We start from the raw sequence: 26,541 nt of genomic DNA, 5'->3' as shown, positions 1-26,541 counted from the left end.
CGCTCGAACCCACGGCCACCACGGTCACCACGGTCGTCACGACGCTCGAACCCACGGCCACCACGGTCACCACGGTCGTCACGACGCTCGAACCCACGGCCACCACGGTCACCACGGTCGTCACGACGCTCGAACCCACGACCGCCACGCTCACCGCGCTCGTACGGCGCCGAAGCCGCCGGACGGTCCTCCCGCTCGGTCTCGCGCTCCGCCGACTGCTGCGCGGCGGCCTCGACCACGGCCTCAGCCGCGGCCGCCTGGGCCTCGGCCACCGCGGTCTCCGGGTCCTCGCCCCGCTCCCGGGCGACCCGGGCGACCAGCCGGTCGGCCTCCTCGCGCAGCTCGGTGGCCCGGCGCTGGGCGCGCTCGAGCTGCTTGCTGAGCTGGGCGAGGTCACGCTCGGCCTGCTGGGCCGCGTTGTTCGCGGACTCGGCCTGCACCTCGGTCATCGACCGCGCGCCGGTGATCTCGGCGACCTCCGGGTCGAAGGCACCCGCGCCCTGGATGATGTGGCGCGCGGCGTCGACGCCCGCGTCCTCCATCAGCCGGAAGATCTGGCGCCGCTGGTGCGGCAGCGACAGGGAGACGACCGTGCCGGTACGGCCCGCACGCGCCGTACGGCCGGCCCGGTGCAGGTAGTCCTTGTGGTCGCCGGCCGGGTCCACGTTCAGCACCAGGTCGATGCCGTCCACGTGGATGCCGCGCGCCGCGACGTCCGTCGCGACCAGGACGTTGACGTAGCCGTCCTTGAAGTCGGCCAGCGTCCGGGTCCGGGCGCCCTGGGTCATGCCACCGTGCAGCGCGTCGGCCTTCGCACCGGCCTCGCGGAGCTGCTCGGCGACCCGGTCCGCGCCCAGCTGGGTGCGGACGAAGATGATCGTGCGGCCCTTGCGGGAGGCGATCGCGGCCGTGACCGGCGCCTTGTCCTTGGGCTTCACGATGAGGATGTGGTGGGACATGGTCGTCACCGCACCCTGGGCCGCGTCCACCTCATGGCTGACCGGGTTGTTCAGGTAACGGTCGACGAGCGTCTTGATCTCGTTCTCCATGGTCGCGGAGAACAGCATCCGCTGGCCGCCCGCCGGAACCTGGTCGAGCAGCTCGGTGACCTCGGGCAGGAAGCCCAGGTCGGACATCTGGTCGGCCTCGTCGAGGACGGCGATCTGAGTGTCCTCGAGGGAGCAGGCGCCGCGGTTGATGATGTCGCGCAGCCGGCCCGGGGTGGCGACGAGGACGTCGACGCCGCGCTCCAGGGCGTAGATCTGGTTGCCCATCGACGTACCGCCGCAGACGACCTTCATCTTCAGGCCGAGGACGTCGCCGTACGGCTGGAGGGCGTCGGCCACCTGCATGGCCAGCTCACGCGTCGGAGTCAGGATGATGGCGCGGGGCTTGTGCTTCTGGGTGCGGCCGCCGGCCAGCGTGGCCAGCGTCGGCAGACCGAAGGAGAGGGTCTTGCCGGAGCCGGTGCGGCCACGGCCGAGGATGTCCTTGCCGGCCAGGGCGTCCGGGATGGTCGCGGCCTGGATCGGGAAGGGGGTGGTCACGCCGTTCTGCGCGAGCTTGCGCACGACGCCCTCGGGGAGACCGAGGTCGGTGAAGGTGATCTGGGGGGACTGAGGGGTGTCAGCGGTCTCGGGGACCTCGGTGACCTCGGTCGTCCCGTCCACGAGTTCGTTGTTGACGTTCTCGTTCTCGGACACGACGATCTGATCAGTACTGGACACGGACATGCGAATGCGAAACCTTCCGGAGTCTCTTCGGCACGCGCCCGTCAACTCCGTGATTCGCATATGACCGCCTCAATGCGGTCCGCCACGGCAAGGGAGAGTACGCGCCACACGGCGCGCTCTGTGGTGGCGCCGGGCAAATGGGATCAAACGATCTACCACCATACGCACCCACCACCCCTAAAGGCAAACCGGACCCCGTCGTCACAGGTCAGCGGCCCTCCCGACCCCCTCGCCTCACGCGGGCGCCCCCGCCGCGGGCGCCGGCTCCCGCTGCCCCAACTGCGCCCTCGCCTCCTCGTGCGCCGACGACGACGGCTCGGCCGACGGCGGCTCCGACGTCGGCTCGGGCGGCGTCGACACCGGAGGCTCGGGCGGGGCGGAGGTCACCGGAGGCGACGGCTGGACCTTGGTCGGTGCCGGTTCCCCCGGCTGCGAGCTCTTCCCCGGCTGCGCGGACGCCGACGGCTCACCGTCCTCCCCGGACGGCGACACCGACGCCGACGCCGACTTCCCGGGCTTCGCCTTCCCCCCGTGCTCGTGCTTTCCATCACTCCCCGAACCCCCGTACCCAAAACCGCCCCCACCACCCCCCGGAGCACCGTCCGGCGCCTCACCGCCACGCTGCCCCGCCGAGTGCGCGGGCCGGGCCCGGCCGTCGTCGTCACCGACACTCACACACCCCGCGGCCACGGACACCGCCAGCACCGTGACGGCCAGACGGACGGGTACGTACAAACGGCGCACGGCGGCCACCTCCGGAGGCGGGAAAGGAAGTCAACCTCCCCAACTCCCGCCACCCGCAGGAGGACACGCACCGCACCCGAACCGGCCCCGCCCGCTCACCCGTACCCGAGCGCGTGCAGCCGGGCGTCGCCGATGCCGAAGTGGTGCGCGATCTCGTGCACCACCGTGACCTCCGTCTCGGCGACGACGTCCTCCCGGGACTCGCACATCCGCAGCGTCGGCCCCCGGTACACCGTGATCCGGTCCGGCAGCACCCCCGCGTACCACTCGCCCCGCTCCGTCAGCGGCGTCCCCTCGTACAGCCCGAGCAGCTCGGGATCGTCGGCCGGCGGTTCGTCCTCGACGAACACCGCGACGTTGTCCATCAACCGCATCAGCTCCGGGGGAATCCGGTCGAGCGCTTCGGCGACCAGTTCCTCGAACTCCTCGCGCGTCATCTCCAGCACACGGACATTGTCCGGCACGGAACGTCCCCACGAGAGAGCCGAACCGTCGCATATCCACGCCGAAGCGTGGGCATACGGGCCCAATGGCCCGCGTCCCCGTCGCAGCCCTGAACCGCAGGCTCCACCGCAAACCCGACCGCCCCCGCCCCGCCCACACCCTCCCCGACCTCGAACTGGCCGCCCGCCCCCGCCCCTGGCTGAACGCCCTCGGCCTCACCGCCGTGGTCCTCGCCGGCGCCTGGCTCGGCCTGCTCGTCGTCGGCAACGTACGGGCCCCGGTCGGCCCGATGGACACCACCATGGCGCTGCGCCCCTCCCTCACCGGCGGCACGAAGATCAACGTCTCCCCGCTCGGCGCACTGACCCTGGACAGCCACGTCGCCCCCGTCCGCCTGGACGTCAACGTCGACCAGCTCGACCCGCTCCGCGCCCAGGCCCTCGTCGACCACCCCGAACGCATCTCCGGCCTCCAGGACGAGGTCGCCCGGGACGTCGAGCACGGCACCCTCGACCTGGCCCTGCGCTCCGGCGTCGCCGTCGTCACCGGCGCCACCGCCCTCGGCCTCGCCGTCTACCGCCGCCCCCGCCGCGCCGTCACCGCCGGCGTACTCGCCCTCACCCTGCTCGCGGCCTCCGGCGCCTGCGCCTACGCCACCTGGAACCCCAAGTCAGTCCTCGAACCCCGGTTCTCCGGCCTGCTGTCCTCGGCGCCGTCCGTGGTCGGCAACGCGCGCAGCATCGTCACCGATTTCAACGTCTACCAGCAGGAGTTGGCCCGCCTGGTCACCAACGTGACCAAGCTCTACGACGTCACGTCCACCCTCCCGGCCTACCAGCCGGACCCGGCCACCCTCCGCGTCCTGCACGTCTCCGACATCCACCTCAACCCGGCGAGCTGGAAGATCATCGCCTCGCTGGTGAAGCAGTACAAGGTCGATGTGATCGTCGACTCCGGCGACACCATGGACCACGGCACGCCGGCGGAGAACGGCTTCCTCGACCCGATCGCCGACCTGGGCGTCCCCTACGTCTGGGTCCGCGGCAACCACGACTCGCGCGCCACCCAGAGCTACCTGGAGCGCATGAAGAACGTCCACGTCCTGGACGACGGCCGCGCGCGGACCGTCGCCGGACTGCGCTTCGCCGGGACCGGCGACCCCCAGTACACCCCCGACCGCTCGGTGGCCCCCGGCGGCGACGCGGCCGAACGGCTCGCCGGCGACCGCCTGGCCTCGGCCCTGCGCGACCAGCGGTCGGCCGGCACCCCGGTGGACGTGGCCGTCGCCCACGAACCCGTGGCGGCCCGGGAGACGGACGGCGAGGTGCCCCTCGTGCTCTGCGGCCACCTGCACCACGAGGGCACCGAGTTGCTGAAGTACGGCACCCGGCTGCGCATGGAGGGCTCGACCGGAGGCAGCGGCCTGCGCGCGGTGGAGGGGAAGTACCCCGACCCCATCGAGGCCTCGATCCTCTACGTCGACCGTGACAGCCACCGCCTGCAGGCCTGGGACGAGATCAAGCTCGGCGGCCTCGGCCTGACCACGGCGGAGGTGAGCCGCCACCTCCCGGCGGAGGTCTTCGACCGCCGCCGATCCGGCACCACCCCCAGCCCGGGCACCTCCTCCCCCGCCTCCCCGTAAACCGTTTTGGCGAACCCCGCCGCCATCCCATATGCTTCTCACGTCCCCGACGCGCTGAGAAGCGCGCAGGCGGGCCGATAGCCCTCATCGTCTAGCGGCCTAGGACGCCGCCCTTTCAAGGCGGTAGCACGGGTTCGAATCCCGTTGGGGGCACGCATTACCGTGTGCGACACTGTTGCACGCAAGCTTGGTCCTGTGGAGCAGTTTGGAGTGCTCGCCACCCTGTCAAGGTGGAGGCCGCGGGTTCAAATCCCGTCAGGACCGCTGAGGCTTCCCCGGAAGCCTCGTGGCTGGGTAGCTCAGTTGGTACGAGCGTCCGCCTGAAAAGCGGAAGGTCGCCGGTTCGACCCCGGCCCCAGCCACAACCGCCCTGCCCAGGGCATGCGGCCCCACCGAAGATCTTCGGTGGGGCCGTTTCCGTGCCCGCGCACCGAGGCGTGACGTCCTGGCCCGCACGTCAACCACAGGAGTCACAGCCACCCGTCGAGGACAGCTGGACGAAGCAGCGCTCACAGATCCGCGAGGGCGGCGACTGCCGGTTTCCCGTCCGCAGGTGGGAACGCTCTCCTGTAAGCCTCATGGATCATGCTCGCGTACGAGCGATCGCGTCCGCTGCCAGGAAGCCCCGCTTCCCGGCTTGCAGCTCGCTCCCGCCGATGGCTTCAGAGGGAGCGGCGCATCCAGCCCTACGCGATCAGCGTCAGGGCAGGGGCCTGTGACTCGGCCCCGCGGACCCACAGCCACCAGCCGCGTCGGCCGATGACATGGGACGCGTTGACGTCCGCGTGCTCAACGAAGCCGCAGGACGTGCAGGTGAAGACGGCCTGATGAGGCCGGTTGCGCTTGTCGATGTGGTGGCACCGGGAGCACTCCTGGCTGGTGTACGCGGGATCCACGTGGACCACGGGCACCCCGGCACGGCGGGCCTTGTACTCGATGAAGGCTCCGAGTTGGCCGAAGGCCCAGGAGTTGATCGTGACGCGTTGGGGCTTCCTCAGCCGTACCCGTTCGCGGATGCCGCTCAGGTCTTCCAGAGCGATGCCGCGACCGGTGCGTTGTGCCTCTGCCACGATGTGCTTGCTGATCTTGTGGTTGATGTCGCGGGTGCGCCGGGCCTCCTTGCCCGCATGACGTTTGGCCCGTCGCTTCGCGGATCGTGTGCCTCGCTTCTGGAGGCGCGCACGCAGGGCGGTGTCGTTCTCGCGGGTGCGATTGAGGCGCCTGCCACTGTGCCGGCGGCCTGTGGAGGTGGTCGCGATGTTGGCGATACCGAGGTCGACGCCGATGAACGTTTGCGGGTCGGGGTTCTGAGCACCTTCGGGTAGCTCGAGCGTTGCCAGGAGGTACCACTGGCCGTTTCGGTGCTGGAGATCGGATTCGCCCTGGCGGTACCGGGCGAGCAACTCGAGCTGCCCTTCGTGGCCTGTGTAGGCGAGATGTTTCAGGCGGCCGGCGGTGGTCCTGATGGAGACGGTCTGCCGGTCGGCCTGCCAGGAAAGCATGCGGTCGTCGTAGGGCTGCGCGGAGTTGGGGCGGAAGACGATCGGCTTGCCGGTGGCTGCCGTGTGCCGCTTGGATCCGGCCCGGCCCAGGTTTCCGGCCCTCAGGTTGCCCCTGAGGGCCGCGTACGCGTCGCTGGTCTTCTTGATCACGTGCTGGGCGGCTTGGGCTCCGAGACCCCAGGTGTGCTTGATGTGGGTGTAGGCGAAGGCGCGCAGTTCACGGTTGCGTGTGGTGCCTGTGGCGAATGCCGTCACGGAGCCGTGATTGGCGGCCTCGTTGCAGGCGTGCAATGTGGCTTCCAGGGCCCGTGCCTGGCCGGGCGTGGGCAGGAGCTTCACTCGCACTGTCAGCTTCACGAACAGGAACTCTAGGTCCGGCCCCTCGTTCGGTCTGGCGAACTGCGCACCGGTCACTGGAGCAGGTGATCGTTCGAACGTCTGCTCATGTGCGGCTCGGTATGTCCGGCTCCTCCCGGCCGGTGGCGTCGGGCGGGCGGGGGCGCTACGTTCTCGCTGCTGGAGAGGGTTCGCGGGGGACGGGGGAATGATGGGCCGGGACGAGGCGCGTGTGGTTCGGGAAGTCGAGCTGGAGAAGTACCGGGCCCGGTACGGGCTGCTCGCCATTGTGGTCAGCAATATCGCGATCGCCGGGGTCGCCGCCTTCGGGGTGTGGCGGCTGGACGGGGACAAGGCCGTGATCGTCGGTGTGCTGAGCGCCGCGTTCACCGCGGTGAGCAGCATGACCACCGCTTATCTGGGGATCAAGGCCGTGTCCAACACCGCGCGGTCGATCGCCCTCGGGGACGGTGCGGGCAGGGGGGACAGGGCGGCGGCGGCCGCCAATCCGCCCGCTTCCTAGCGGCCGCCCGGGTGGCGGTGGCGCCAGATCAGGAAGACCGCGCCGGAGACGACGGCCCAGCCCGCCAGCACCAGGAACGGGAAGATGTGCTGGTGGCCGCGGAAGTAGACGGCGGTGTGCTGGGCGTTCACCGAGGCTCCCGGCGGCAGCCAGCGGCCGATGACGCCGAGCGGGGAGGGCAGCAGGGGCCAGGAGACGGCGCCGCCGGACGAGGGGTTGCCGAGGAGCACCATCAGTCCCCAGGTGGGCAGCATGGCCCAGCGGCCGACCAGGGTGTTGAACATCGTGAACACCATGCCGGAGGCGAACATCGTCAGCGCCAGGATCAGCCAGGACTCCACGAACGGCAGGTCCAGCGCGCCGAGCAGCCAGTCCACCACCGCGACGATGGTGAACCCGCCCAGCAGGGCGTAGGCGGCGGTGAAGGCGATGCGCTCCAGCGGGTTCAGGGCCCGTGCGTGCACGCTCATCTGGATGGACCCGACGAAGCCGATGATCACGGCGGCCAGTGAGATGTAGAAGATGGCGAGGCCGCGCGGGTCGCCCCGTTGCAGGGGCTTGAGGTCCCGCACCGTCACGGTGGTGCCGGTTTCCTCGCTCACCTTGACCGCCGCCTCCCCGAGGAGCTGGGCGACGGTCGCCCCGGATGCCGCGGAGACGTCCAGGGTGATCGTCCGGCCGCCGGCGGTTGCCTCGATCACCGCGAACACCTTCTGTTCGTCGACGGCCCGCACCGCGTCCTGCCGGCTGTCGTAGGGCTGGAGCTCGAGGGAGGCGTCCAGCGCCTGCTCCATGCCGTCGATGAACCGCCGGGCGGCCGGTTCGCCGTGGGGGCCGACGACGGCGGTGGGGATGGCGTGCGGGGTGGGGTTGGCCATCGCGTAGGTGTAGGAGCCGGCGAAGAGCCCGGCCGCGGCGGCGAGGATCAGCAGCAGGACGGTGGCGGGAAGGAAGGGCGATTCGCGGAAGGCGGCCCAGTGCTCGGCTCGGGTGGGCGGCCGGCCGTGGGCACCGTGTGGCGAATCGGACATGTCGCCCACGCTAGATCATCCGGTTCCACGCCGACGGCATGACGGCACCCGCCCCGCAGGGGGCCGGACGCGCCCCGCAGGGGGCCCGGGTGCGGCCCGCAGAAGGCCCGGGTGCGGCCCGCGGGCAAATCGTTCGCCAGGGATTTCCGTGAGGTGAGATCCTGGACGCCGTATGTCTACGCATCCCGCCCCCGCCCTCGGCACCCTCGCCCCCCGTCTGACCGAGCTCTCGCTGCGCGACGCGCACCGGCTCGGCCGGCGGCTCGAGGGCGCGCGCAAGATCCGTAAGCCGGAGGCCCGCGCCGCCGTCCTCGCCGAGATCGAGGGCGAGGTCGGCAGGGCCGAGGCCCGGATGGACGAGCGGCGCTCCCGTGTGCCCGCCATCGGCTATCCGGAGCAGCTGCCGGTCAGCCAGAAGAAGGACGAGATCGCGGCCGCCATCCGCGATCACCAGGTCGTGATCGTGGCCGGTGAGACGGGTTCGGGCAAGACGACCCAGATCCCGAAGATCTGTCTGGAGCTGGGCCGTGGTGTGCGCGGCATGATCGGGCACACGCAGCCGCGCCGGATCGCCGCGCGCACGGTCGCCGAGCGGGTCGCGGAGGAGCTGCGGACGCCGCTCGGGGAGGCCGTCGGCTGGAAGGTCCGTTTCACCGACCAGGTGAGCCCGGACGCCACGTTCGTCAAGCTGATGACGGACGGCATCCTGCTCGCGGAGATCCAGACGGACCGTGAGCTGCGCGCCTACGACACGATCATCATCGACGAGGCACACGAGCGGTCCCTGAACATCGACTTCCTGCTGGGTTACCTCGCGCAGTTGCTGCCGCGCAGGCCCGACCTGAAGGTCGTCATCACCTCCGCCACCATCGACCCCGAGCGTTTCTCCCGGCATTTCGGCGACGCGCCGATCGTCGAGGTCAGCGGGCGGACGTATCCGGTGGAGGTGCGTTACCGGCCGCTGCTGGAGGAGGACTCCGACGACGCCGACCGGGACCAGATCACCGCGATCACGGACGCCGTCGAGGAGCTGATGGCGGAGGGGAAGGGGGACATCCTCGTCTTCCTGTCCGGCGAGCGGGAGATCCGGGACACCGCCGACGCCCTCACCAGGAAGAACTACCGGTTCACGGAGATCCTGCCGCTCTACGCGCGGCTCTCGCACGCCGAGCAGCACCGGGTCTTCCAGCCGCACACCGGCCGCCGGATCGTGCTGGCGACGAACGTCGCGGAGACGTCCCTGACGGTGCCGGGGATCAAGTACGTCATCGACCCGGGTTTCGCCCGGATCTCCCGGTACAGCCACCGTACGAAGGTGCAGCGGCTGCCCATCGAGCCGGTGTCGCAGGCGAGCGCCAACCAGCGCAAGGGCCGCTGCGGCCGGACCTCGGACGGCATCTGCATCCGGTTGTACGGCGAGGACGACTTCCTCGCGCGGCCGGAGTTCACGGACGCGGAGATCCTGCGGACGAACCTGGCGAGCGTCATCCTGCAGATGACCGCGGCCGGCCTCGGGGACATCGAGAGGTTCCCGTTCATCGATCCGCCGGACCACCGCAACATCCGCGACGGTGTGCAGTTGCTGCAGGAGCTGGGCGCGCTGGACCCGGCCCAGGAGGATTCGCGCAAGCGGCTCACGGACACCGGTCGCAAGCTCGCCCAGTTGCCGGTCGACCCGCGGCTGGCCCGGATGGTGCTGGAGGCCGACAAGAACGGCTGTGTCCGCGAGGTGATGGTCATCGCGGCCGCGCTGTCCATTCAGGACCCGCGGGAGCGTCCGGCGGAGAAGCAGGCCCAGGCGGACCAGCAGCATGCCCGGTTCAAGGACGAGACGAGCGACTTCCTCGCGTATCTGAACCTGTGGCGGTACGTCCGTGAGCAGCAGAAGGAGCGGGGTTCCAGCTCGTTCCGGCGGATGTGCAAGCAGGAGTACCTGAACTTCCTGCGGATCCGCGAGTGGCAGGACATCTACACCCAGCTGCGCACGGTCGCCAAGCAGATGGGCATCCACCTCGCCGAGGAGGAGGCCCCGGCCGACCGTGTCCATGTCTCCCTGCTCGCCGGTCTTCTCTCCCACGTCGGGATGAAGGACGTGAAGGACGGCAACAAGAACGAGTATCTGGGCGCTCGCAACGCCAAGTTCGCGGTCTTCCCGGGTTCGGCGCTGTTCCGTAAGCAGCCGAGGTTCGTGATGTCGGCCGAGCTGGTGGAGACCAGCCGGCTGTGGGCCCGGGTCAACGCGAAGATCGAGCCGGAGTGGGTGGAGCCGCTCGCCGGTCATCTGCTGAAGCGGACGTACAGCGAGCCGCACTGGGAGAAGGACCAGGCGGCGGTGATGGCGTACGAGAAGGTGACGCTGTACGGCGTCCCGATCGTCGCCCAGCGGAAGGTGAACTACGGCCGGATCGACCCGGAGGTCTCGCGCGAGCTGTTCATCCGCAACGCGCTGGTGGAGGGCGACTGGCGCACGCACCACAAGTTCTTCGCCGACAACCGCAAGCTGCTCAGCGAGGTCGAGGAGCTGGAGCACCGGGCGCGGCGCCGGGACATCGTCGTGGACGACGAGACGCTGTTCGACTTCTACGACCAGCGGGTGCCCGAACACGTGGTGTCCGGCGTCCACTTCGATTCCTGGTGGAAGCGGAAGCGGCACGAGCAGCCGGAGTTCCTGGACTTCGAGCGGGCGATGCTCATCCGGGAGTCGGCGGAGGCGGTCACCAAGGACGACTATCCGGACACCTGGCGTCAGGGGCCGCTGAAGTTCCGGGTGACGTACCAGTTCGAGCCCGGTGCGGACGCGGACGGTGTCACCGTGCACATCCCGTTGCAGGTGCTCAACCAGGTCACCGACGAGGGCTTCGACTGGCAGATCCCGGGTCTGCGGGAGGAGGTGGTGACGGAACTGATCCGTTCCCTCCCGAAGCCGGTCCGCCGCAACTACGTGCCCGCGCCGAACTACGCGAGGGCGTTCCTGGAGAGGGCGGTGCCCCTGCAGGAGCCGCTGACGGTGACGATGGCGCGCGAGCTGAGGCGCATGGTCGGTGTGCCCTTCGACGCGGAGGACTTCGACTGGTCGAAGGTCCCGGACCATCTGCGGATCACTTTCCGCATCGTCGACGAGCGGCGTCGCAAGCTCGCCGAGGACAAGGACCTGGAGGTGCTGCGGCTGCGGCTGAAGCCGAAGGCGCGCGAGGCGCTCTCGCAGGCCGCGGCTGCCACCGCCTCCCGGCAGGGCGGGGAGTCCCTGGAGCGGGCGGGTCTCACCGACTGGTCGATCGGCTCGCTCACCCGGGTCTTCGAGACGCGCCGGGCGGGGCAGCCGGTGAAGGCGTACCCGGCGCTGGTGGACGACGGCGACACGGTCTCGGTGCGGCTGTTCGACACGGAGGCGGAGCAGGCCGAGGCGATGTGGAAGGGCACCCGCCGGCTGATCCTGCGCAACATTCCGGTGAATCCGGCGAAGTTCGCGAGCGACCGCCTCACGAACGCCCAGAAGCTCGCCCTGTCGGCCAACCCGCACGGCTCCGTCCAGGCGCTCTTCGACGACTGTGCGATGGCGGCGGCGGACAAGCTGATCGCGGACTTCGGCGGGCCGGTGTGGGACGAGGAGTCGTACCGGAAGCTGTACGACAAGGTGCGCGCGGAGATCGTCGACACGACGGTCCGTACGGTCGGGCAGGTGCAGCAGGTGCTGGCGGCCTGGCAGGCCTGTGAGCGCCGTCTGAAGGGTGTGGGCAGCCCCGCGCTGCTGGCGAACCTGACGGACGTCCGCAAGCAGCTCGACGCCCTTGTGAAGCCCGGTTTCGTGACCTGGGCGGGGATACGGCGGCTGTCCGACCTGATGCGCTACCTGGTGGCAGCGGACCGGCGTCTGCAGCAGATGCCGACGGGCGTCCAGCGGGACACCACCCGTATGGAGAAGGTTCACGAGATGCAGGACGAGTACGCCTGGCTGCTGGAGCAGCTTCCCCAGGGGCGGCCGGTGCCGCAGCAGGTGCTGGACATCCGCTGGATGATCGAGGAGCTGCGGGTCAGCTACTTCGCCCACGCACTGGGCACGGCGTACCCGGTCTCGGACAAGCGGATCGTTAAGGCGATCGACGCGGCGGCGCCGTAGCCGGACGGATACGGTGGGTGAGTTCGACCGGGGGGCTCACCCTCCTGTACAGTCCTTTTCGCAGCACAGCGCAACACCAAGTGCCGCGAAACCTGGTCCTGTGGAGCAGTTTGGAGTGCTCGCCACCCTGTCAAGGTGGAGGCCGCGGGTTCAAATCCCGTCAGGACCGCAGTTGAGGAAGGGCCCCGCGAGGGGCCCTTCTTTTTGTGCCGTCGATCCCTGCTCCGCCCGGCCCCCGGGCCCGGCGCGGCCGCCCGCACCCTTGACGCCGTCACCTCCGCTCGGTACCCAGAAGGCAGGGCGTGTTCTCCCCCGGCGGCCTCTGGAGGTGGAGTATGGCGGCATCGGCCAGGCACGAGACGCGGGCGCTGCTGAGGGCGCATCTGGCGGCCGCTTCGTCCTTCGGGCACCGCACCCGCCACTGCCCCATCTGTCATCGCCTGCTGCGGCTGGTGATGGATGCCGGCCCTTATTCCCCGGACGAGGACGAGGAGCCCGTCGAGGACGAGCAGCCGCGCAGCGCCTGATCGCCGCCGGGCCGGCCCAACACCCGTGCGTGCGGGGGGCGCTGGAGCGCGCAATGCCCTAATAGCGCACGCGACCCACAGGCAACAAGCACCCCGGTGTGTGACGGGAGTCACCGCATGAGTTTTTGAAACTGCGGAACTTACCCCCCTCATACAACTGGTCAATTTAATATGTGCAATTGCACCACCCCCAGAGGGCACGCACAGCCGATCCGACAGCCCTCCCCAGAGTCCGACAAGGACGCTCACAACCGCCGCACCGGCCCCTCGACCAGCGCACAAAAAAGATCGCGCTGGACTCGGCGGAGTCCAGCGCGATCTACGACGTACCCTGTGTCGCTGCCAACAACGTTCTCTTCGGCCTGGGCGTGGGTCCTGTTGGGGCAGGTCCCGCGTCGCTTGGAGCTAGGGTTTCGGGCGCCGCGGCCAGTTGGGGGACCGACCGTTTCGCCCGGTATTCAGTTGTTCAGGCCTCGCTGCGCTGCTGCGGGATGCCCGCGAGCAGTGCGCGGACCTCGGCTTCGCGGTAGCGGCGGTGCCCGCCGAGCGTGCGGATCGACGTGAGCTTGCCGGCCTTTGCCCACCGCGTGACCGTCTTGGGGTCGACACGGAACATGGTGGCGACCTCAGCCGGGGTCAGCAGCGGCTCGGCATCAGGGGTGCGAGCGGTCATGAGCGGCCTCCTCGGGAGAACCGAACCTTCTCGGTTCTTTCCTCTAAATTCTGCACCTTGACCCGCGTTGCCCGAAATGGTGGACGCGGGTCGAGTCGGTTATAGGACGAACGGCTTGTCCTCGGCACTACAACTACACCATCTGTCCAGCCGCGTCGGCCAAACCGATGGAATTGCCCTCCCAGGTGTTCATCAGCGACGGAAGCCGATGGACCATGCCATAGCGGACAGTCACGCCACTGTGACGATCAGTCACAGGGGCGATCAGGAGTCACCAGACCCCCCATAGCGTGCAATGCGGAGAATCCGCCCATGATGGAGCATAGTTGAGCGGAGGAGCCCTCCCCGGACTCCTTGTCCTATTTTGGCATGAGGGGTAGTAACCAGGGCAAGGCACTTGTAAGTGCTGTCCATCACCCTTGGGACATAAGCCCGGATCGGGACCTACATCCCGTCAGGTGATCTAAGTGCCGTAGACCGTACGCCGTTCGGGGCGATTTGGGCCGTGACGTACGTCACTCAGTTCGCGGAGCGCCGGTCCCGCACCGTCCGCCACCGCTCCACCAGCCGCCCGTAGGCCTCACCGGCGGCCGCCCCGTCGCCGCGGCGCAGCGCCTCGATGCCCTCGGCCACGTCCGCCGCCGAGTGGTCGTCCGCGAGGTCGCCGGCCGGCATCGCGTGCACCAGGCCGCCGTAGTCCAGCTCCACCACCGAGCGCGGGTGGAACTCCTCCAGCCAGCGGCCGACGTCCACCAGGCCGTCGATCAGCGGCCCTTCCTCGATGGTGTCCTTCAGCGTGCGCAGCGCCCGGGCCACCCGCCGCCTGGCCTGCACCATCGGGGTGCGGTAGCGCAGCATCGGCGGCACCTCGCCGGACGCCTTGTCGTACCGCCGCTCCTCGTCGGCGACCAGCACGAACCAGTTCAGCGGGATCTGCCAGGTCGCGGTGCGGATCCAGGGGCGGGCGTCCGGGTTGCGGGCCAGCCAGCGCTCGTAGTCCTGGGCGGCCTGGCGGCGCACCACCGGCGGCAGCACCGCGTCCAGCACCGGCGGGGGCAGCTCCTCGCCGAGCCCCGCCAGGGCCAGCCAGCCGCGCAGCCGGGTCCGCCAGGGGCAGACGCAGAGCACGCCGTCGGTCTCCAGCACGAAGGCGTCGCCGCTCTCGTGCACCGGTACCGGGACCGGCGGGATGGGCAGCAAGTCGGCGAGCGACCGGCGCAGTTCGTCCTGGTAGGAGGGACGGTCCGGGCGCCGGGCGTAGCGGGCCCAGTGGGTGCGCTCGGGTTCCGGGAAGGCGGTCAGCGGCTCGTACACACGCAGGTACGCGGCATACGGGACGACCATGGAGGACACCTTGGGCACGCCTGCTCCCTCCCCATCGGGCCCGGCTCGAAACCACACCAAATCGTTTCACGGCGATACGTGCGTACACGGCACGGGAGGGTGATCCTGAACACTGCGCGGATGGTGAGGGACCCGAGGCTCTACGCTCATGCCACGACCCCGCCACCCGTACGGGGTCGCACCCCACTCGCCGCTACTTACACAGGAGTCACCACAGTGACCGACGTAACCGGCGCGTCTGCTGATGTCCTGCACACCCTGTTCCAGTCGGACCAGGGCGGCCATGAGCAGGTCGTGCTCTGCCAGGACCGCGCCAGCGGCCTCAAGGCCGTGATCGCCATCCACTCCACCGCCCTGGGCCCGGCCCTCGGCGGTACGCGCTTCTACCCCTACGCCACCGAGGCCGAGGCCGTCGCCGACGCCCTCAACCTCGCGCGCGGGATGTCGTACAAGAACGCCATGGCCGGTCTGGACCACGGCGGTGGCAAGGCCGTGATCATCGGCGACCCGGAGCGCGACAAGACCGAGGAGCTGCTGCTCGCCTACGGTCGCATGGTCGCCTCGCTCGGCGGTCGCTACGTCACCGCGTGCGACGTCGGCACGTACGTCGCCGACATGGACGTCGCGGCCCGCGAATGCCGCTGGACCACCGGCCGCTCCCCCGAGAACGGCGGCGCCGGCGACTCCTCCGTGCTCACCGCCTTCGGCGTCTACCAGGGCATGCGCGCCTCCGCCCAGCACCTGTGGGGCGACCCCGTGCTGCGCGGCCGCAAGGTCGGCATCGCCGGCGTCGGTAAGGTGGGCCACCACCTGGTCCGGCACCTGCTGGACGAGGGCGCCGAGGTCGTGATCACGGACGTGCGCGCGGAGGCCGTCCGGCGCGTCCTCGACCAGCACCCCGAGGTGACGGCGGTCGCCGACACCGAGGCGCTGATCCGGGTCGAGGGGCTCGACATCTACGCGCCCTGTGCGCTCGGCGGCGTGCTGAACGACCTCTCCGTGCCGGTGCTCACGGCCAAGGTGGTCTGCGGCGCGGCCAACAACCAGCTCGCCCACCCGGGTGTGGAGAAGGACCTCGCCGACCGCGGGATCCTCTACGCGCCGGACTACGTGGTGAACGCCGGTGGGGTCATCCAGGTGGCGGACGAGCTGCACGGGTTCGACTTCGACCGGTGCAGGACCAAGGCGGCGAGGATCTTCGACACCACCTTGGCGATCTTCGCACGTGCGAAGGACGACGGGATTCCGCCGGCCGCGGCGGCCGACCGGATCGCCGAGCAGCGGATGGCCGAGGCCCGCGCGTCCCGCTGACTCGCGGCGTCACCAGCCTCCGGTCGCCGCGATCGGACGTCCGATCGCACAGGTGAGCGGTACCCGTCGGCGGGAACTTGGAGAGAACTCTCACTTCCGTCGGCGGGTCGTACCCCGATAAGTGGTTAAAATCGCCATTGACCAGCGAGGACGGGGCGCCTCGAGGGTCCTGTGCACACGCGCGTGCTGCGGGCGACGTACCGTATGGGCGCGGGCTCAGGTACCGTGGAAGCCCTACGGACCGGCCTCTCCACGGAGAGCCCGTTCCGATCATGAACGCGTGTCAGACTCTGGGGCCGTCGAGCCCCGTCACCGAGGGGGTCGAGCCATGGGGCGCGGCCGGGCCAAGGCCAAGCAGACGAAGGTCGCCCGCCAGCTGAAGTACAACAGCGGTGGGACTGACCTGTCACGTCTGGCCAATGAACTGGGCGCATCGACTTCGAGCCAGCCGCCGAACGGCGAGCCGTTCGAGGACGATGAGGACGATGAGGACGATCTGTACTCGCGCTACGCCGACCTCTATGAGGACGACGAGGACGAGAACGAGGGTCCCTCACAACATCGTCGCGGCGCTTGACCTTGCACTGAGCACTTGTCCGGTCGGTGGCACAGCCACCGACCGGCTTCTGTGCTGTCCGCAGGTTCAGACCGCGTAGTCCCCGACCAGCTCGGCGCCGGTCTCCTTGTCGCCGCGGTCGGTGATCTCGCCCGCGACCCACGCGTCGACCCCGCGGTCGGCCAGGGTCGCGAGGGCCACGTCCGTGGACTCCTCGGGAACGATCGCGATCATGCCGACGCCCATGTTGAGCGTCTTCTCCAGCTCCAGGCGCTCGACGTCGCCGGTCCTGCCGACGAGGTCGAACACCGCGCCCGGGGTCCAGGTGGAGCGGTCGACCACGGCGTGCAGCCCGTCGGGGACGACCCGGGCCAGGTTGGCCGCGAGCCCGCCGCCCGTGACGTGGCTGTACGCGTGCACCTCGGTGGTACGGGTCAGCGCCAGGCAGTCCAGCGAGTAGATCTTGGTGGGCTCCAGCAGCTCCTCGCCGAGGGTGCGGCCCAGCTCGGCCACCTCGGACTCGAGGGCCAGGCCGGCACGGTCCAGCAGCACATGGCGGACCAGGGAGTACCCGTTGGAGTGAAGCCCGGAGGACGCCATGGCGATCACGGCGTCACCCTTGCGGATACGATCCGGGCCCAGCAGCCGGTCGGCCTCCACCACGCCGGTTCCGGCGCCGGCGACGTCGAAGTCGTCCTCGCCCAGCAGGCCCGGGTGCTCCGCCGTCTCGCCGCCCACCAGGGCGCAGCCGGCCAGCACGCAGCCCTCCGCGATGCCCTTGACGATGGCCGCGACGCGCTCGGGGTGGACCTTGCCCACGCAGATGTAGTCCGTCATGAACAGCGGCTCGGCACCGCACACCACGATGTCGTCCATGACCATGGCGACCAGGTCGTGGCCGATGGTGTCGTAGACCCCCAGCCGGCGCGCGATGTCGACCTTCGTGCCGACGCCGTCGGTGGCGGAGGCGAGCAGCGGGCGCTCGTAGCGCTTGAGGGCGGAGGCGTCGAAGAGTCCGGCGAAGCCGCCGATGCCGCCCAGCACCTCGGGGCGCCGGGTCTTCTTCACCCACTCCTTCATGAGTTCTACGGCGCGGTCTCCCGCCTCGATGTCGACGCCCGCCGCTGCGTAGCTGGCACCAGTTGTCTCAGACATGACTGTGAGAGCTTTCGTGTCGTACTGCAGGGGTGTTACGGGCGCCGGATCGCGTCGGAGGCGGCCGTGGCGGCCGGGCCGGCCGCGAGCTCGGTCTCCAGCAGCTGCTTGCCGAGCAGCTCGGGGTCCGGCAGGTCCATCGGGTACTCGCCGTCGAAGCAGGCGCGGCAGAGGTCCGGCTTGGCGATGGTGGTCGCCTCGATCATGCCGTCGATGGAGATGTACGCCAGCGAGTCGGCGCCGAGCGAGGTGCCGATCTCGTCGATGGTCATCCCGTTGGCGATCAGTTCCGCGCGCGTGGCGAAGTCGATGCCGAAGAAGCAGGGCCACTTCACGGGCGGGGAGGAGATCCGGATGTGGACCTCGGCCGCGCCCGCCTCGCGCAGCATGCGGACCAGGGCCCGCTGGGTGTTGCCGCGCACGATCGAGTCGTCGACGACGACCAGCCGCTTGCCCTTGATGACTTCCTTCAGGGGGTTCAGCTTCAGGCGGATACCGAGCTGGCGGATGGTCTGCGAGGGCTGGATGAAGGTCCGGCCGACGTAGGCGTTCTTCACCAGGCCGGCCCCGAACGGGATGCCGGAGGCTTCCGCGTAGCCGATGGCGGCCGGGGTGCCCGACTCCGGGGTCGCTATGACCAGGTCGGCCTCGGCCGGGGCCTCCTTGGCGAGGCGGCGGCCCATCTCGACGCGGGAGAGGTACACGTTCCGGCCGGCGATGTCGGTGTCCGGGCGGGCCAGGTACACGTACTCGAAGACACAGCCCTTGGGCTTCGCTTCCGCGAATCGGGAGGTGCGCAGGCCGTTCTCGTCGATGGCGACGAACTCGCCCGGCTCGATCTCCCGCACGTAGCTGGCGCCGCAGATGTCGAGGGCGGCGGACTCGGAGGCGACCACCCAGCCGCGCTCCAGCCGGCCGAGGACCAGCGGGCGGATGCCCTGCGGGTCACGGGCGGCGTAGAGGGTGTGCTCGTCCATGAAGACGAGGCTGAAGGCGCCCTTGACCCGCGGGAGGACCGCGTGGGCGGCCTCCTCGATGGTCAGCGGCTTGCCGTCCTCGTCGACCTGGGCGGCCAGCAGGGCCGTCAGCAGGTCGGTGTCGTTGGTGGCCGCGACCCGGGTGGAGCGGCCGTTGTTGTCCTTGGGCAGCTCGGCGACCATCTCGGCGAGCTGCGCCGTGTTGACCAGGTTGCCGTTGTGACCGAGCGCGATCGAGCCGTGCGCGGTGGCACGGAACGTCGGCTGGGCGTTCTCCCACACGGATGCGCCGGTGGTCGAGTAGCGGGCGTGTCCGACCGCGATGTGACCCTGGAGCGAACCGAGCGAGGTCTCGTCGAAGACCTGGGACACCAGGCCCATGTCCTTGAAGACGAGGATCTGGGAGCCGTTGCTGACCGCGATTCCCGCGGATTCCTGACCCCGGTGCTGGAGGGCGTAGAGCCCGAAGTACGTGAGCTTTGCGACCTCTTCACCCGGAGCCCAGACACCGAAGACGCCGCAAGCGTCCTGGGGGCCCTTCTCGCCGGGAAGCAGATCGTGATTGAGTCGACCGTCACCACGTGGCACGGTTCCGAGTGTAGGCGAGGTCGACCACTGGTCCGAATTGGGGATGCGCGGCCGCCTCGGAGCGGCGTTCGTCGATCACCTTGGCGGTTTCCTGGCTTTCGCAGGTCAACGCGGTGAGACGGGGCCGAAATCGGGCGTGGGCCCGGTCATCGGGCAGTGGTTCGGGGCCGTCCGCGGGGTGTGTGAGTGAGGTGTCGCACATCATTCGGGTGCGCCGCGGCTGAGGTGCAGCCGGTCGCCGTCGCCGTCGGTGAGCGTCAGCTTCCCGTCGGCGGTCCTGGCGGTGATCGTGCCGGTGGTGAGGAAGCGGGCGAAGGCGCGTTCGAAGGTCATGCGGTCCTCGTCGCAGGCCATCTTGGTGGACCGGATGTCACCGAACGTGATCCGGTCGCCGTGCACGGTGGCCCGGGCGCCGAAGCCGTTGCAGCCGAGGTTGCCGCCCGCCTGTCCGTCGGTGCCGATCCGCAGGCGCGCGGTGGCGGGCGCCCGCAGGGTGGTGCCGCCGGCGGTGAGGCCGTCGACCCGCCAGTCGACGCCGGTCACGGGCTGCCGCACGCCGGCCGAGCCGCTGTTCGCCTGCCCGGTGGGGGTGCTGCCACATGCCACCGTGAGCGGGACGAGCACGGCGGCCGCCGTCAGGGACATGCGCTGCTTGTACCGGTTCATATGGATTCGACGCGGCGCCCCGGCCACCGGTTCCGTCACGCCATGAGCGGCAGCAGTTCCCCGATGCCGGCCCGCTCCCCGCTGGCGCTGACCAACGCCCCGGCCACGGCGGTCCCGAAGTCCAGCCGGCCGGTGGCCAGCCGGATCCAGGTCAGCGGGTCGGTCTCCACGACGTTGGGCGGGGTGCCCCGGGTGTGCCGGGGCCCTTCGACGCACTGCACCACGGCGTACGGCGGCACCCGCACCTCGGTGGAGGCGCCTGGCGCCTTCACCGCGAGGGCGTCGGCGAGGAGCCGGGTGGCGGCGGCCAGCGCCTGGCGGTCGTAGGGCACCTCGAGGCCGGGTACGGCGGCGTTGAGGTCGTCGGTGTGCACGACGAGTTCCACGGCTCGGGTGACGAGGTAGTCGTCCAGCGGGAGGGCGCCCGCGTTGGTCCGCAGGAGCCGGCCGCCGGGGTGGGCATCGAGCAGGGTGCGCAGACCGGCGTCGACCTCGGCGAGGTAGGCGTCGGGGTCGGGCCGCTCGGTGACGAGGTCGCGGGTGAACGCGTCGATCGCGGCGGAGTCGGCGGCGGTCGCGAAGGGCCACTCGGCCACCCGGACGTCCTGCTTCGGCGGGGCCGGCAGCTCCAGGGACCGGTGGACCGCGGTGACGGCCATGCCGATGTGCGCGACCAGTTCCCGTACGGTCCACGCGCCGAGCCGGGTGGGCAGGGCGAGCTGCTCGGGGCCGAGGCCCCGGACGGCCTCCCGTACGTGGCCGAGCTGGGCGAGAACCGCGGCACGGGTCCTGGCGGGGTCGTAGGCGCGGGCGCGCCTCTTGGCCGGAGACATGACAGTGACCCTATGCCGCACCGGGGCCCGGCCTCAGCCGGTTTCCACCCGGTGCGCGGCGCACCTCGGCGCTTCACCGCGCAGTCCTTCGGCCCGCCGCCACCCTGGGCCGTCGCGGTGGCAATCTCGCGGGCTCGGCCCCGGTGGACGCACGAGGCCCCGTCCGGTGCGCCGGACGGGGCCTGTGTGCGCGGTGCGCGAGTGAGGGTTACGCCAGCAGCGCCGGGATCGTCGCCTCGTGGGCCTCGCTCAGCTCGCCGAGGGAGAGCGCGAACTCGCCCTGCACCTCGACAGAGTCGCCGTCCACGACACCGATGCGGGTGACCGGCAGGCCACGTGCGCCGCACATGTCGTTGAAGCGGACCTCCTCCGAGCGCGGCACGGCGACGACGGCGCGGCCGGCCGACTCGGAGAACAGGAAGGTGAAGGCGTCCAGGCCGTCCGGGACGACCAGCCGCGCGCCCTTGCCGCCGAGCAGCGCCGACTCCACGACCGCCTGGACCAGACCGCCGTCGGACAGGTCGTGCGCGGAGTCGATCATGCCGTCGCGGGAAGCGGAGATCAGGATCTCGGCCAGCAGCCGCTCGCGCTCCAGGTCGACCTTCGGGGGCAGACCGCCGAGGTGGTCGTGGACCACCTGGGACCAGGCCGAGCCGCCGAACTCCTCACGCGTGTCGCCGAGGAGGTACAGGAGCTGGCCGTCCTCCTGGAAGGCGACCTGGGTGCGACGGGCCACGTCGTCGATGACGCCGAGGACGGCGACCACCGGCGTCGGGTGGATGGCCGCCTCACCGGTCTGGTTGTAGAGCGAGACGTTGCCGCCGGTCACCGGCGTGCCGAGCTGCAGGCAGCCGTCCGCGAGTCCGCGGACGGCCTCCGCGAACTGCCACATCACCGCCGGGTCCTCGGGCGAACCGAAGTTCAGGCAGTCGGAGACGGCGAGCGGCTTGGCGCCGGTCGTCGCCACGTTCCGGTAGGCCTCGGCGAGGGCCAGCTGGGCGCCCGCGTACGGGTCCAGCTTGGCGTAGCGGCCGTTGCCGTCCGTCGCGATGGCGACGCCGAGGCCGGTCTCCTCGTCGATGCGGATCATGCCGGAGTCCTCGGGCTGGGCGAGGACGGTGTTGCCCTGCACGAAGTGGTCGTACTGCGAGGTGATCCACTTCTTGGAGGCCTGGTTGGGGGAGGACACCAGCTTCAGGACCTGGTCCTTCAGCTCCTCGCCCGTCGCCGGCCGCGGCAGCTTGTTCGCGTCGTCCGCCTGGAGCACGTCCTGCCAGGACGGGCGGGCGTACGGGCGCTCGTAGGTCGGGCCCTCGTGGGCGACCGTGCGCGGGTCGACGTCGACGATCTTGCCGCCGTGCCAGAAGATCTCCAGCCGGTCGCCGTCGGTGACCTCACCGATGACGGTGGCGATGACGTCCCACTTGTCGCAGATCTCGAGGAACCGGTCGACCTTCTCCGGCTCGACCACCGCGCACATGCGTTCCTGCGACTCGCTCATGAGGATCTCCTCGGGCGAGAGCGTGGAGTCGCGCAGCGGTACGTCGTCCAGGGTGACGCGCATGCCGCCGGAGCCGTTGGAGGCCAGCTCGGAGGTGGCACAGGACAGGCCGGCCGCGCCGAGGTCCTGGATGCCGACGACCAGCTTCTCCTTGAACGCCTCCAGGGTGCACTCGATGAGGAGCTTCTCCTGGAAGGGGTCGCCGACCTGGACGGCCGGGCGCTTGCTCGGCTTGGCGTCGTCGAAGGTCTCGGAGGCGAGGATGGACGCGCCGCCGATGCCGTCGCCGCCGGTCCGGGCGCCGTACAGGATGACCTTGTTGCCCGCGCCGGAGGCCTTGGCGAGGTGGATGTCCTCGTGCCGCATCACACCGATGGCGCCGGCGTTGACCAGCGGGTTGCCCTGGTAGCAGGCGTCGAAGACGACCTCGCCGCCGATGTTGGGCAGGCCCAGGCAGTTGCCGTAGCCGCCGATACCCGCGACCACGCCGGGCAGCACGCGCTTGGTGTCGGGGTGGTCGGCCGCGCCGAAGCGCAGCGGGTCGACCACGGCCACCGGGCGCGCGCCCATCGCGATGATGTCGCGCACGATGCCGCCGACACCCGTGGCCGCGCCCTGGTAGGGCTCGACGTACGACGGGTGGTTGTGCGACTCGACCTTGAAGGTGACCGCGTAACCCTGGCCGACGTCCACCACGCCGGCGTTCTCGCCGATGCCGACGAGCAGCGCGTCCGACTGGGGCGCCTTCTCGCCGAACTGGCGCAGGTGGACCTTGGAGGACTTGTACGAGCAGTGCTCGGACCACATGACCGAGTACATGGCGAGTTCGGCGCCGGTCGGGCGGCGGCCGAGGATCTCCACCACACGCTCGTACTCGTCCTTCTTCAGACCGAGTTCGGCCCAGGGCAGCTCGACGTCGGGGGTCGCGGCCGCGTGCTCGACCGTGTCCAGAGGCGTCCGGCTCATGCGTTGACCAGCTTCTTGAGGATCGAGGTGAAGAAGGGGAGGCCGTCGGTGCGGCCCGAACCGATCAGCGGCTCGACGGCGTGCTCGGGGTGCGGCATGAGGCCGACGACGTTCCCGGCCTCGTTGGTGATGCCGGCGATGTCGTTGAGCGAGCCGTTGGGGTTGAAGTCCAGGTACCGGAACGCGACCCGGCCCTCCGCCTCCAGCTTGTCCAGCGTGTACTGGTCGGCGACGTACCGGCCGTCCATGTTCTTCAGCGGGATGTGGATCTCCTGGCCCTGGCGGTAGTCGCCGGTCCACGAGGTCTCCGCGTTCTCCACCCGCAGCTTCTGGTCACGGCAGATGAAGTGGAGGTGGTCGTTGCCCAGCATGCCGCCCGGCAGGAGGTGCGCCTCGGTGAGGACCTGGAAACCGTTGCAGATACCGAGGACCGGAAGTCCGGCCTTCGCCTGCTCGATGACCGCCTCCATCACCGGCGAGAACCGGGAGATGGCGCCGGCCCGCAGATAGTCGCCGTAGGAGAAACCGCCGGGCAGCACAACGGCGTCGACCTGCTTGAGGTCCTTGTCCTTGTGCCACAGCGCGACCGGTTCGGCACCCGCGAGGCGGATCGCGCGCTGGGTGTCCCGGTCATCGAGACTTCCCGGGAAAGTGACGACGCCAATACGAGCGGTCACTTGGCCGCCTCCGCGACTTCCGCACCCTCTTCCACCTTGACGATGAAGTCCTCGATCACCGTGTTGGCGAGGAAGGATTCCGCAAGATCGTGGATGCGGGCGAGCACGGCCTCGTCGACCGGCCCGTCAACTTCCAGTTCGAAACGCTTTCCCTGACGGACGTCCGAGATCCCTTCGAAACCCAGGCGCGGCAGCGCACGCTGGACCGCCTGGCCCTGGGGGTCGAGGATCTCCGGCTTGAGCATGACGTCGACTACGACGCGTGCCACTGGCACTCCCGGTGTGTGGTGCTGAGCAGGTTCCTTCAGACTACCCGCACAAAATTTCTACGCGGGTAGAGTTGTAGGAAACTACGTGAGCCGCATCACGATCGGGTGACAGGCGCGCCCCCTCGCGAAAAGTTCTGGGAAAGTTCCACAGACCCACCCACGACATCTATTGCACGGGGACACGCGGGCGGATTTAGTCGGGCTTCACTTTGCATTGCCGGGCACTGTACAAATGAATTGGCAATAGCCGATACTCGGCACGTCATCGCCAGATGAGCTGTATCGACGTGCCGCACGAAGGGACCGATATTCGTGGCGCAAAAGGTCGTGGTCACTCTCTTTGACGACATCGACGGCTCGGAAGCGGCGGAGACGATCGCCTTCGGGCTCGACGGCAAGTCGTACGAGATCGACCTGAACGAAACCAACGCCGAAAAACTGCGCAAGGCGCTCGCGCCCTACGTGGAGGCGGGCCGCAAGCGCTCGCGTTCCGGCAAGGCGTACAAGCAGACGGAGGTCGCCCCCGACCCGGCGGCCGTCCGGGCCTGGGCCCAGGCGAACAAGATGGACGTGCCGGCGCGCGGACGCATCCCGAAGAAGGTCTACGAGGCGTTCAGCGCCGCGCAGTGAGGGCCCGCGAAGGGGCGAGCCCTCAGGGTCCGTCAGCGGGCCCTGGGGGCCGTGCACTTGGTCGCACCGGGGGGCGACTTGCGCTACCCCCCTGCTGATCAGCTAATGTCTGGAACACGCCGAGGGGCGAGGCCGGAAGGCCGGATCCCACGGACCGTGCGGGTGTAGTTCAGTAGTAGAACATCCCCCTTCCAGGGGGAAGGCGCAGTGTGCAATTCCTGTCACCCGCTCTGGCATCGGTCGTACCGACCACTCCTGTGGATCAGGTAGGCTGGTGCTCGCACCGATCGGTGGGAGCCGCTCGGGGGCAGTGCGGACGTAGCTCAGTTGGTAGAGCGCAACCTTGCCAAGGTTGAGGTCGCGAGTTCGAGCCTCGTCGTCCGCTCGGTAAAAAGCCCCGGTCTTCTGGACCGGGGCTTTTTCGTGCGCCAGGTCCTTCCCAAACGCTCCCCGCAGGCACCGGACATGTGAAGGTCGCCACATCCTCACGGCCCGCACCAGGGGAGGCCGGCGCGCGACGGCTCACCCGCATCATCCGCACCACGCACCCCGGAAACCGCTGTGCCGACGTGGAGTTGACCCCCGACGGAGCTTCGCCGGGCGGGCGGGACCGGTCTGCCCCGGGCCCGACGGAGTCCGGTGCCGGGACCGTCGGGCCGCAGTGCGTCCCGCGCACCCGCGAGGTTGGGTATAGTTGCTCTCGCGCCACGGCGCAATGCGGACGTAGCTCAGTTGGTAGAGCGCAACCTTGCCAAGGTTGAGGTCGCGAGTTCGAGCCTCGTCGTCCGCTCCATGGAGAAGCCCCCGGTTCCGGCCGGGGGCTTTCCGCGTGCCCCCGGCTCTTCGCCGGGGGCCTCGGCGTCAGGACCAGGCGGTGCCGGTCAGCCGCTCGTACGCGTCCACGTACTTCTGCCGGGTCGCCTCGACCACCCGCTGGGGCAACGCCGGCGGGGGCTGCTCGCTCCTGCGGTCCCAGCCGGACTCGGCGGAGGTCAGCCAGTCCCGGACGTACTGCTTGTCGTACGACGGCTGCGCGCGGCCGGGCTGCCACTGGTCGGCCGGCCAGAAGCGGGAGGAGTCCGGGGTGAGCACCTCGTCGGCGAGGACCAGGGTGTCGCCGTCGAAGCCGAACTCGAACTTGGTGTCGGCCAGGATGATTCCGCGGTCGCGGGCGACGTCCCGGGCGCGGGAGTACACGGCGAGCGTGGCCTGCCGGAGCTGGGCGGCGGTGTCCGCGCCGACCTGGCGGGCGACCTCCTCGTAGGAGACGTTCTCGTCGTGCTCGCCGACCTCGGCCTTGGTGGCCGGGGTGAAGATCGGGGCGGGCAGCTCCGATCCGTCCACCAGGCCCTCGGGCAGGGCCAGTCCGCAGACGGTGCGGGACTCGTCGTACTCGGCGAGGCCCGAGCCGGTGAGGTAGCCGCGGGCCACGCACTCGACCGGGACCATCCGCAGGGACTTGCAGACCAGCGTGCGGCCCGCCCAGTCGGCGGGGGCGTGCTCGGGGAGGTCGGTGCTGATCACATGGTTCGGAGCCAGGTCACGCAGCTGCTCGAACCACCACAGGGAGAGCCGGGTGAGGACCCGGCCCTTGTCGGGGATCTCCGTGGGCAGCACCCAGTCGTAGGCGGACATGCGGTCGCTGGCGACCATCACGAGGTCGCCCGCCTCGTTCTGGTACAGCTCGCGCACCTTGCCGGTGTGCAGGTGCACCAAGCCCGGAACCTGAATCGGCTCGGGCTTTTCTACGAATCCGGACACGGTTCCTCCCCGTGGTTCTGTCCTATGGCTCGATT

Annotated in this window: 21 protein-coding genes and 7 tRNA genes; 14 read left to right on the top strand and 14 right to left on the bottom strand. The window is 69.9% G+C overall.

The annotated features are described in order from the left end of the window. The coding region (locus ACFVVO_RS12105) for a DEAD/DEAH box helicase (protein ID WP_390054017.1) at positions 1–1,733 on the bottom strand (1,733 nt) is incomplete at its 3' end. Positions 1,734–2,572: 839 nt separating this feature from the next. Further along, positions 2,573–2,923: a metallopeptidase family protein gene (locus ACFVVO_RS12100; RefSeq protein ID WP_390054015.1), complete on the bottom strand. Its 351-nt coding sequence runs from the start codon at positions 2,921–2,923 to the stop codon at positions 2,573–2,575. Positions 2,924–3,006: 83 nt separating this feature from the next. Here ACFVVO_RS12100 and ACFVVO_RS12095 point away from each other — a divergent pair, with 83 nt between their 5' ends. The 4 genes from ACFVVO_RS12095 to ACFVVO_RS12080 all read left to right on the top strand — a co-directional run bounded on the left by ACFVVO_RS12095 (position 3,007) and on the right by ACFVVO_RS12080 (position 4,925). Continuing rightward, positions 3,007–4,563, top strand: a complete 1,557-nt coding sequence (locus tag ACFVVO_RS12095) for a metallophosphoesterase (RefSeq protein ID WP_390054013.1) — start codon at positions 3,007–3,009, stop codon at positions 4,561–4,563. 80 nt (positions 4,564–4,643) lie between these two features. Continuing rightward, positions 4,644–4,716 (top strand) — tRNA-Glu (locus ACFVVO_RS12090). A 36-nt stretch (positions 4,717–4,752) separates the two neighbouring features. Then, a tRNA-Asp gene (locus tag ACFVVO_RS12085) sits at positions 4,753–4,827 on the top strand. Positions 4,828–4,851: 24 nt separating this feature from the next. Further along, positions 4,852–4,925 (top strand) — tRNA-Phe (locus ACFVVO_RS12080). Positions 4,926–5,249: 324 nt separating this feature from the next. On the opposite strand, the gene ACFVVO_RS12075 is transcribed toward ACFVVO_RS12080, so the two are convergent. Then, complete coding sequence (locus ACFVVO_RS12075) at positions 5,250–6,422, bottom strand: RNA-guided endonuclease InsQ/TnpB family protein (protein WP_390054011.1); 1,173 nt, start codon at positions 6,420–6,422, stop codon at positions 5,250–5,252. A 190-nt stretch (positions 6,423–6,612) separates the two neighbouring features. Between ACFVVO_RS12075 and ACFVVO_RS12070 the strand changes: the two genes are divergently transcribed. Next, a complete protein-coding gene (locus ACFVVO_RS12070; RefSeq protein ID WP_390054139.1) occupies positions 6,613–6,924 on the top strand; it encodes a hypothetical protein in 312 nt (103 codons plus the stop codon). Here ACFVVO_RS12070 and ACFVVO_RS12065 read toward each other — a convergent pair. Then, positions 6,921–7,955, bottom strand: a complete 1,035-nt coding sequence (locus tag ACFVVO_RS12065) for an ABC transporter permease (protein ID WP_390054010.1) — start codon at positions 7,953–7,955, stop codon at positions 6,921–6,923. The genes ACFVVO_RS12070 and ACFVVO_RS12065 overlap by 4 nt on opposite strands. Positions 7,956–8,127: 172 nt before the next feature. Here ACFVVO_RS12065 and hrpA point away from each other — a divergent pair, with 172 nt between their 5' ends. The 3 genes from hrpA (at position 8,128) to ACFVVO_RS12050 (ending at position 12,599) form a co-directional block, all read left to right on the top strand. After that, positions 8,128–12,072, top strand: a complete 3,945-nt coding sequence (gene hrpA / locus ACFVVO_RS12060; protein ID WP_390054008.1) for an ATP-dependent RNA helicase HrpA — start codon at positions 8,128–8,130, stop codon at positions 12,070–12,072. Positions 12,073–12,166: 94 nt separating this feature from the next. Then, a tRNA-Asp gene (locus tag ACFVVO_RS12055) sits at positions 12,167–12,241 on the top strand. A 166-nt stretch (positions 12,242–12,407) separates the two neighbouring features. Continuing rightward, positions 12,408–12,599 carry a DUF6274 family protein gene (locus tag ACFVVO_RS12050; protein ID WP_390054006.1) on the top strand — a complete coding sequence of 64 codons (192 nt, stop codon included), beginning with the start codon at positions 12,408–12,410 and terminating at the stop codon, positions 12,597–12,599. Between the two features lie 466 nt (positions 12,600–13,065). On the opposite strand, the gene bldC is transcribed toward ACFVVO_RS12050, so the two are convergent. Next, positions 13,066–13,272, bottom strand: a complete 207-nt coding sequence (bldC, locus tag ACFVVO_RS12045) for a developmental transcriptional regulator BldC (RefSeq protein ID WP_003949541.1) — start codon at positions 13,270–13,272, stop codon at positions 13,066–13,068. Positions 13,273–13,791: 519 nt separating this feature from the next. Then, complete coding sequence (locus ACFVVO_RS12040; RefSeq protein WP_390054004.1) at positions 13,792–14,634, bottom strand: hypothetical protein; 843 nt, start codon at positions 14,632–14,634, stop codon at positions 13,792–13,794. A 198-nt stretch (positions 14,635–14,832) separates the two neighbouring features. Between ACFVVO_RS12040 and ACFVVO_RS12035 the strand changes: the two genes are divergently transcribed. Both ACFVVO_RS12035 and ACFVVO_RS12030 read left to right on the top strand, forming a co-directional pair. After that, complete coding sequence (locus ACFVVO_RS12035) at positions 14,833–15,927, top strand: Leu/Phe/Val dehydrogenase (RefSeq protein WP_390054002.1); 1,095 nt, start codon at positions 14,833–14,835, stop codon at positions 15,925–15,927. A gap of 328 nt (positions 15,928–16,255) precedes the next feature. Continuing rightward, the gene (locus ACFVVO_RS12030; protein ID WP_390054000.1) at positions 16,256–16,504 is read left to right on the top strand and encodes a DUF3073 domain-containing protein; all 249 of its coding nucleotides are present in this window, start codon (positions 16,256–16,258) and stop codon (positions 16,502–16,504) included. A gap of 66 nt (positions 16,505–16,570) precedes the next feature. On the opposite strand, the gene purM is transcribed toward ACFVVO_RS12030, so the two are convergent. The 7 genes from purM to purS all read right to left on the bottom strand — a co-directional run bounded on the left by purM (position 16,571) and on the right by purS (position 24,115). Further along, positions 16,571–17,638, bottom strand: coding sequence for a phosphoribosylformylglycinamidine cyclo-ligase (gene purM, locus ACFVVO_RS12025; protein ID WP_390053998.1), 1,068 nt, complete (start codon positions 17,636–17,638; stop codon positions 16,571–16,573). Between the two features lie 35 nt (positions 17,639–17,673). After that, positions 17,674–19,203 (bottom strand): amidophosphoribosyltransferase, encoded by a 1,530-nt coding sequence (purF, locus tag ACFVVO_RS12020; RefSeq protein ID WP_390053997.1) that lies wholly within the window; start codon positions 19,201–19,203, stop codon positions 17,674–17,676. Positions 19,204–19,404: 201 nt separating this feature from the next. Continuing rightward, positions 19,405–19,848, bottom strand: coding sequence for an META domain-containing protein (locus tag ACFVVO_RS12015; protein ID WP_390053996.1), 444 nt, complete (start codon positions 19,846–19,848; stop codon positions 19,405–19,407). 56 nt (positions 19,849–19,904) lie between these two features. After that, on the bottom strand, positions 19,905–20,702 hold the full coding sequence (locus ACFVVO_RS12010) for a sterol carrier family protein (protein ID WP_390053995.1): 798 nt from the start codon (positions 20,700–20,702) through the stop codon (positions 19,905–19,907). A 208-nt stretch (positions 20,703–20,910) separates the two neighbouring features. After that, positions 20,911–23,169, bottom strand: coding sequence for a phosphoribosylformylglycinamidine synthase subunit PurL (gene purL / locus ACFVVO_RS12005; protein WP_390053993.1), 2,259 nt, complete (start codon positions 23,167–23,169; stop codon positions 20,911–20,913). After that, on the bottom strand, positions 23,166–23,846 hold the full coding sequence (purQ, locus tag ACFVVO_RS12000) for a phosphoribosylformylglycinamidine synthase subunit PurQ (RefSeq protein ID WP_390053992.1): 681 nt from the start codon (positions 23,844–23,846) through the stop codon (positions 23,166–23,168). The genes purL and purQ overlap by 4 nt, the downstream gene beginning before the upstream one ends. Further along, entirely contained in the window at positions 23,843–24,115 is a 273-nt protein-coding gene (gene purS, locus ACFVVO_RS11995) for a phosphoribosylformylglycinamidine synthase subunit PurS (RefSeq protein WP_250404436.1), read from the bottom strand. Before purS ends, purQ begins: the two co-directional genes overlap by 4 nt. Positions 24,116–24,427: 312 nt before the next feature. Here purS and ACFVVO_RS11990 point away from each other — a divergent pair, with 312 nt between their 5' ends. The 4 genes from ACFVVO_RS11990 to ACFVVO_RS11975 all read left to right on the top strand — a co-directional run bounded on the left by ACFVVO_RS11990 (position 24,428) and on the right by ACFVVO_RS11975 (position 25,538). Beyond that, positions 24,428–24,745, top strand: a complete 318-nt coding sequence (locus ACFVVO_RS11990) for an Lsr2 family protein (protein ID WP_059249902.1) — start codon at positions 24,428–24,430, stop codon at positions 24,743–24,745. Positions 24,746–24,903: 158 nt separating this feature from the next. Then, a tRNA-Gly gene (locus ACFVVO_RS11985) sits at positions 24,904–24,975 on the top strand. An 82-nt stretch (positions 24,976–25,057) separates the two neighbouring features. Next, positions 25,058–25,130: transfer RNA gene (locus ACFVVO_RS11980), tRNA-Gly, on the top strand. 332 nt (positions 25,131–25,462) lie between these two features. Continuing rightward, a tRNA-Gly gene (locus tag ACFVVO_RS11975) sits at positions 25,463–25,538 on the top strand. Positions 25,539–25,606: 68 nt separating this feature from the next. On the opposite strand, the gene ACFVVO_RS11970 is transcribed toward ACFVVO_RS11975, so the two are convergent. Continuing rightward, positions 25,607–26,506 (bottom strand): phosphoribosylaminoimidazolesuccinocarboxamide synthase, encoded by a 900-nt coding sequence (locus tag ACFVVO_RS11970; RefSeq protein WP_390053990.1) that lies wholly within the window; start codon positions 26,504–26,506, stop codon positions 25,607–25,609. Between the last annotated feature and the right edge of the window lie 35 nt (positions 26,507–26,541).

Source organism: Streptomyces sp. NPDC058145 (genome assembly GCF_042884245.1).
Taxonomy (GTDB): Bacteria; Actinomycetota; Actinomycetes; order Streptomycetales; family Streptomycetaceae; genus Streptomyces.
The sequence above is the reverse complement of the archived record's forward strand: the minus strand, read 5'-3'. Positions and strand labels throughout refer to the sequence as shown.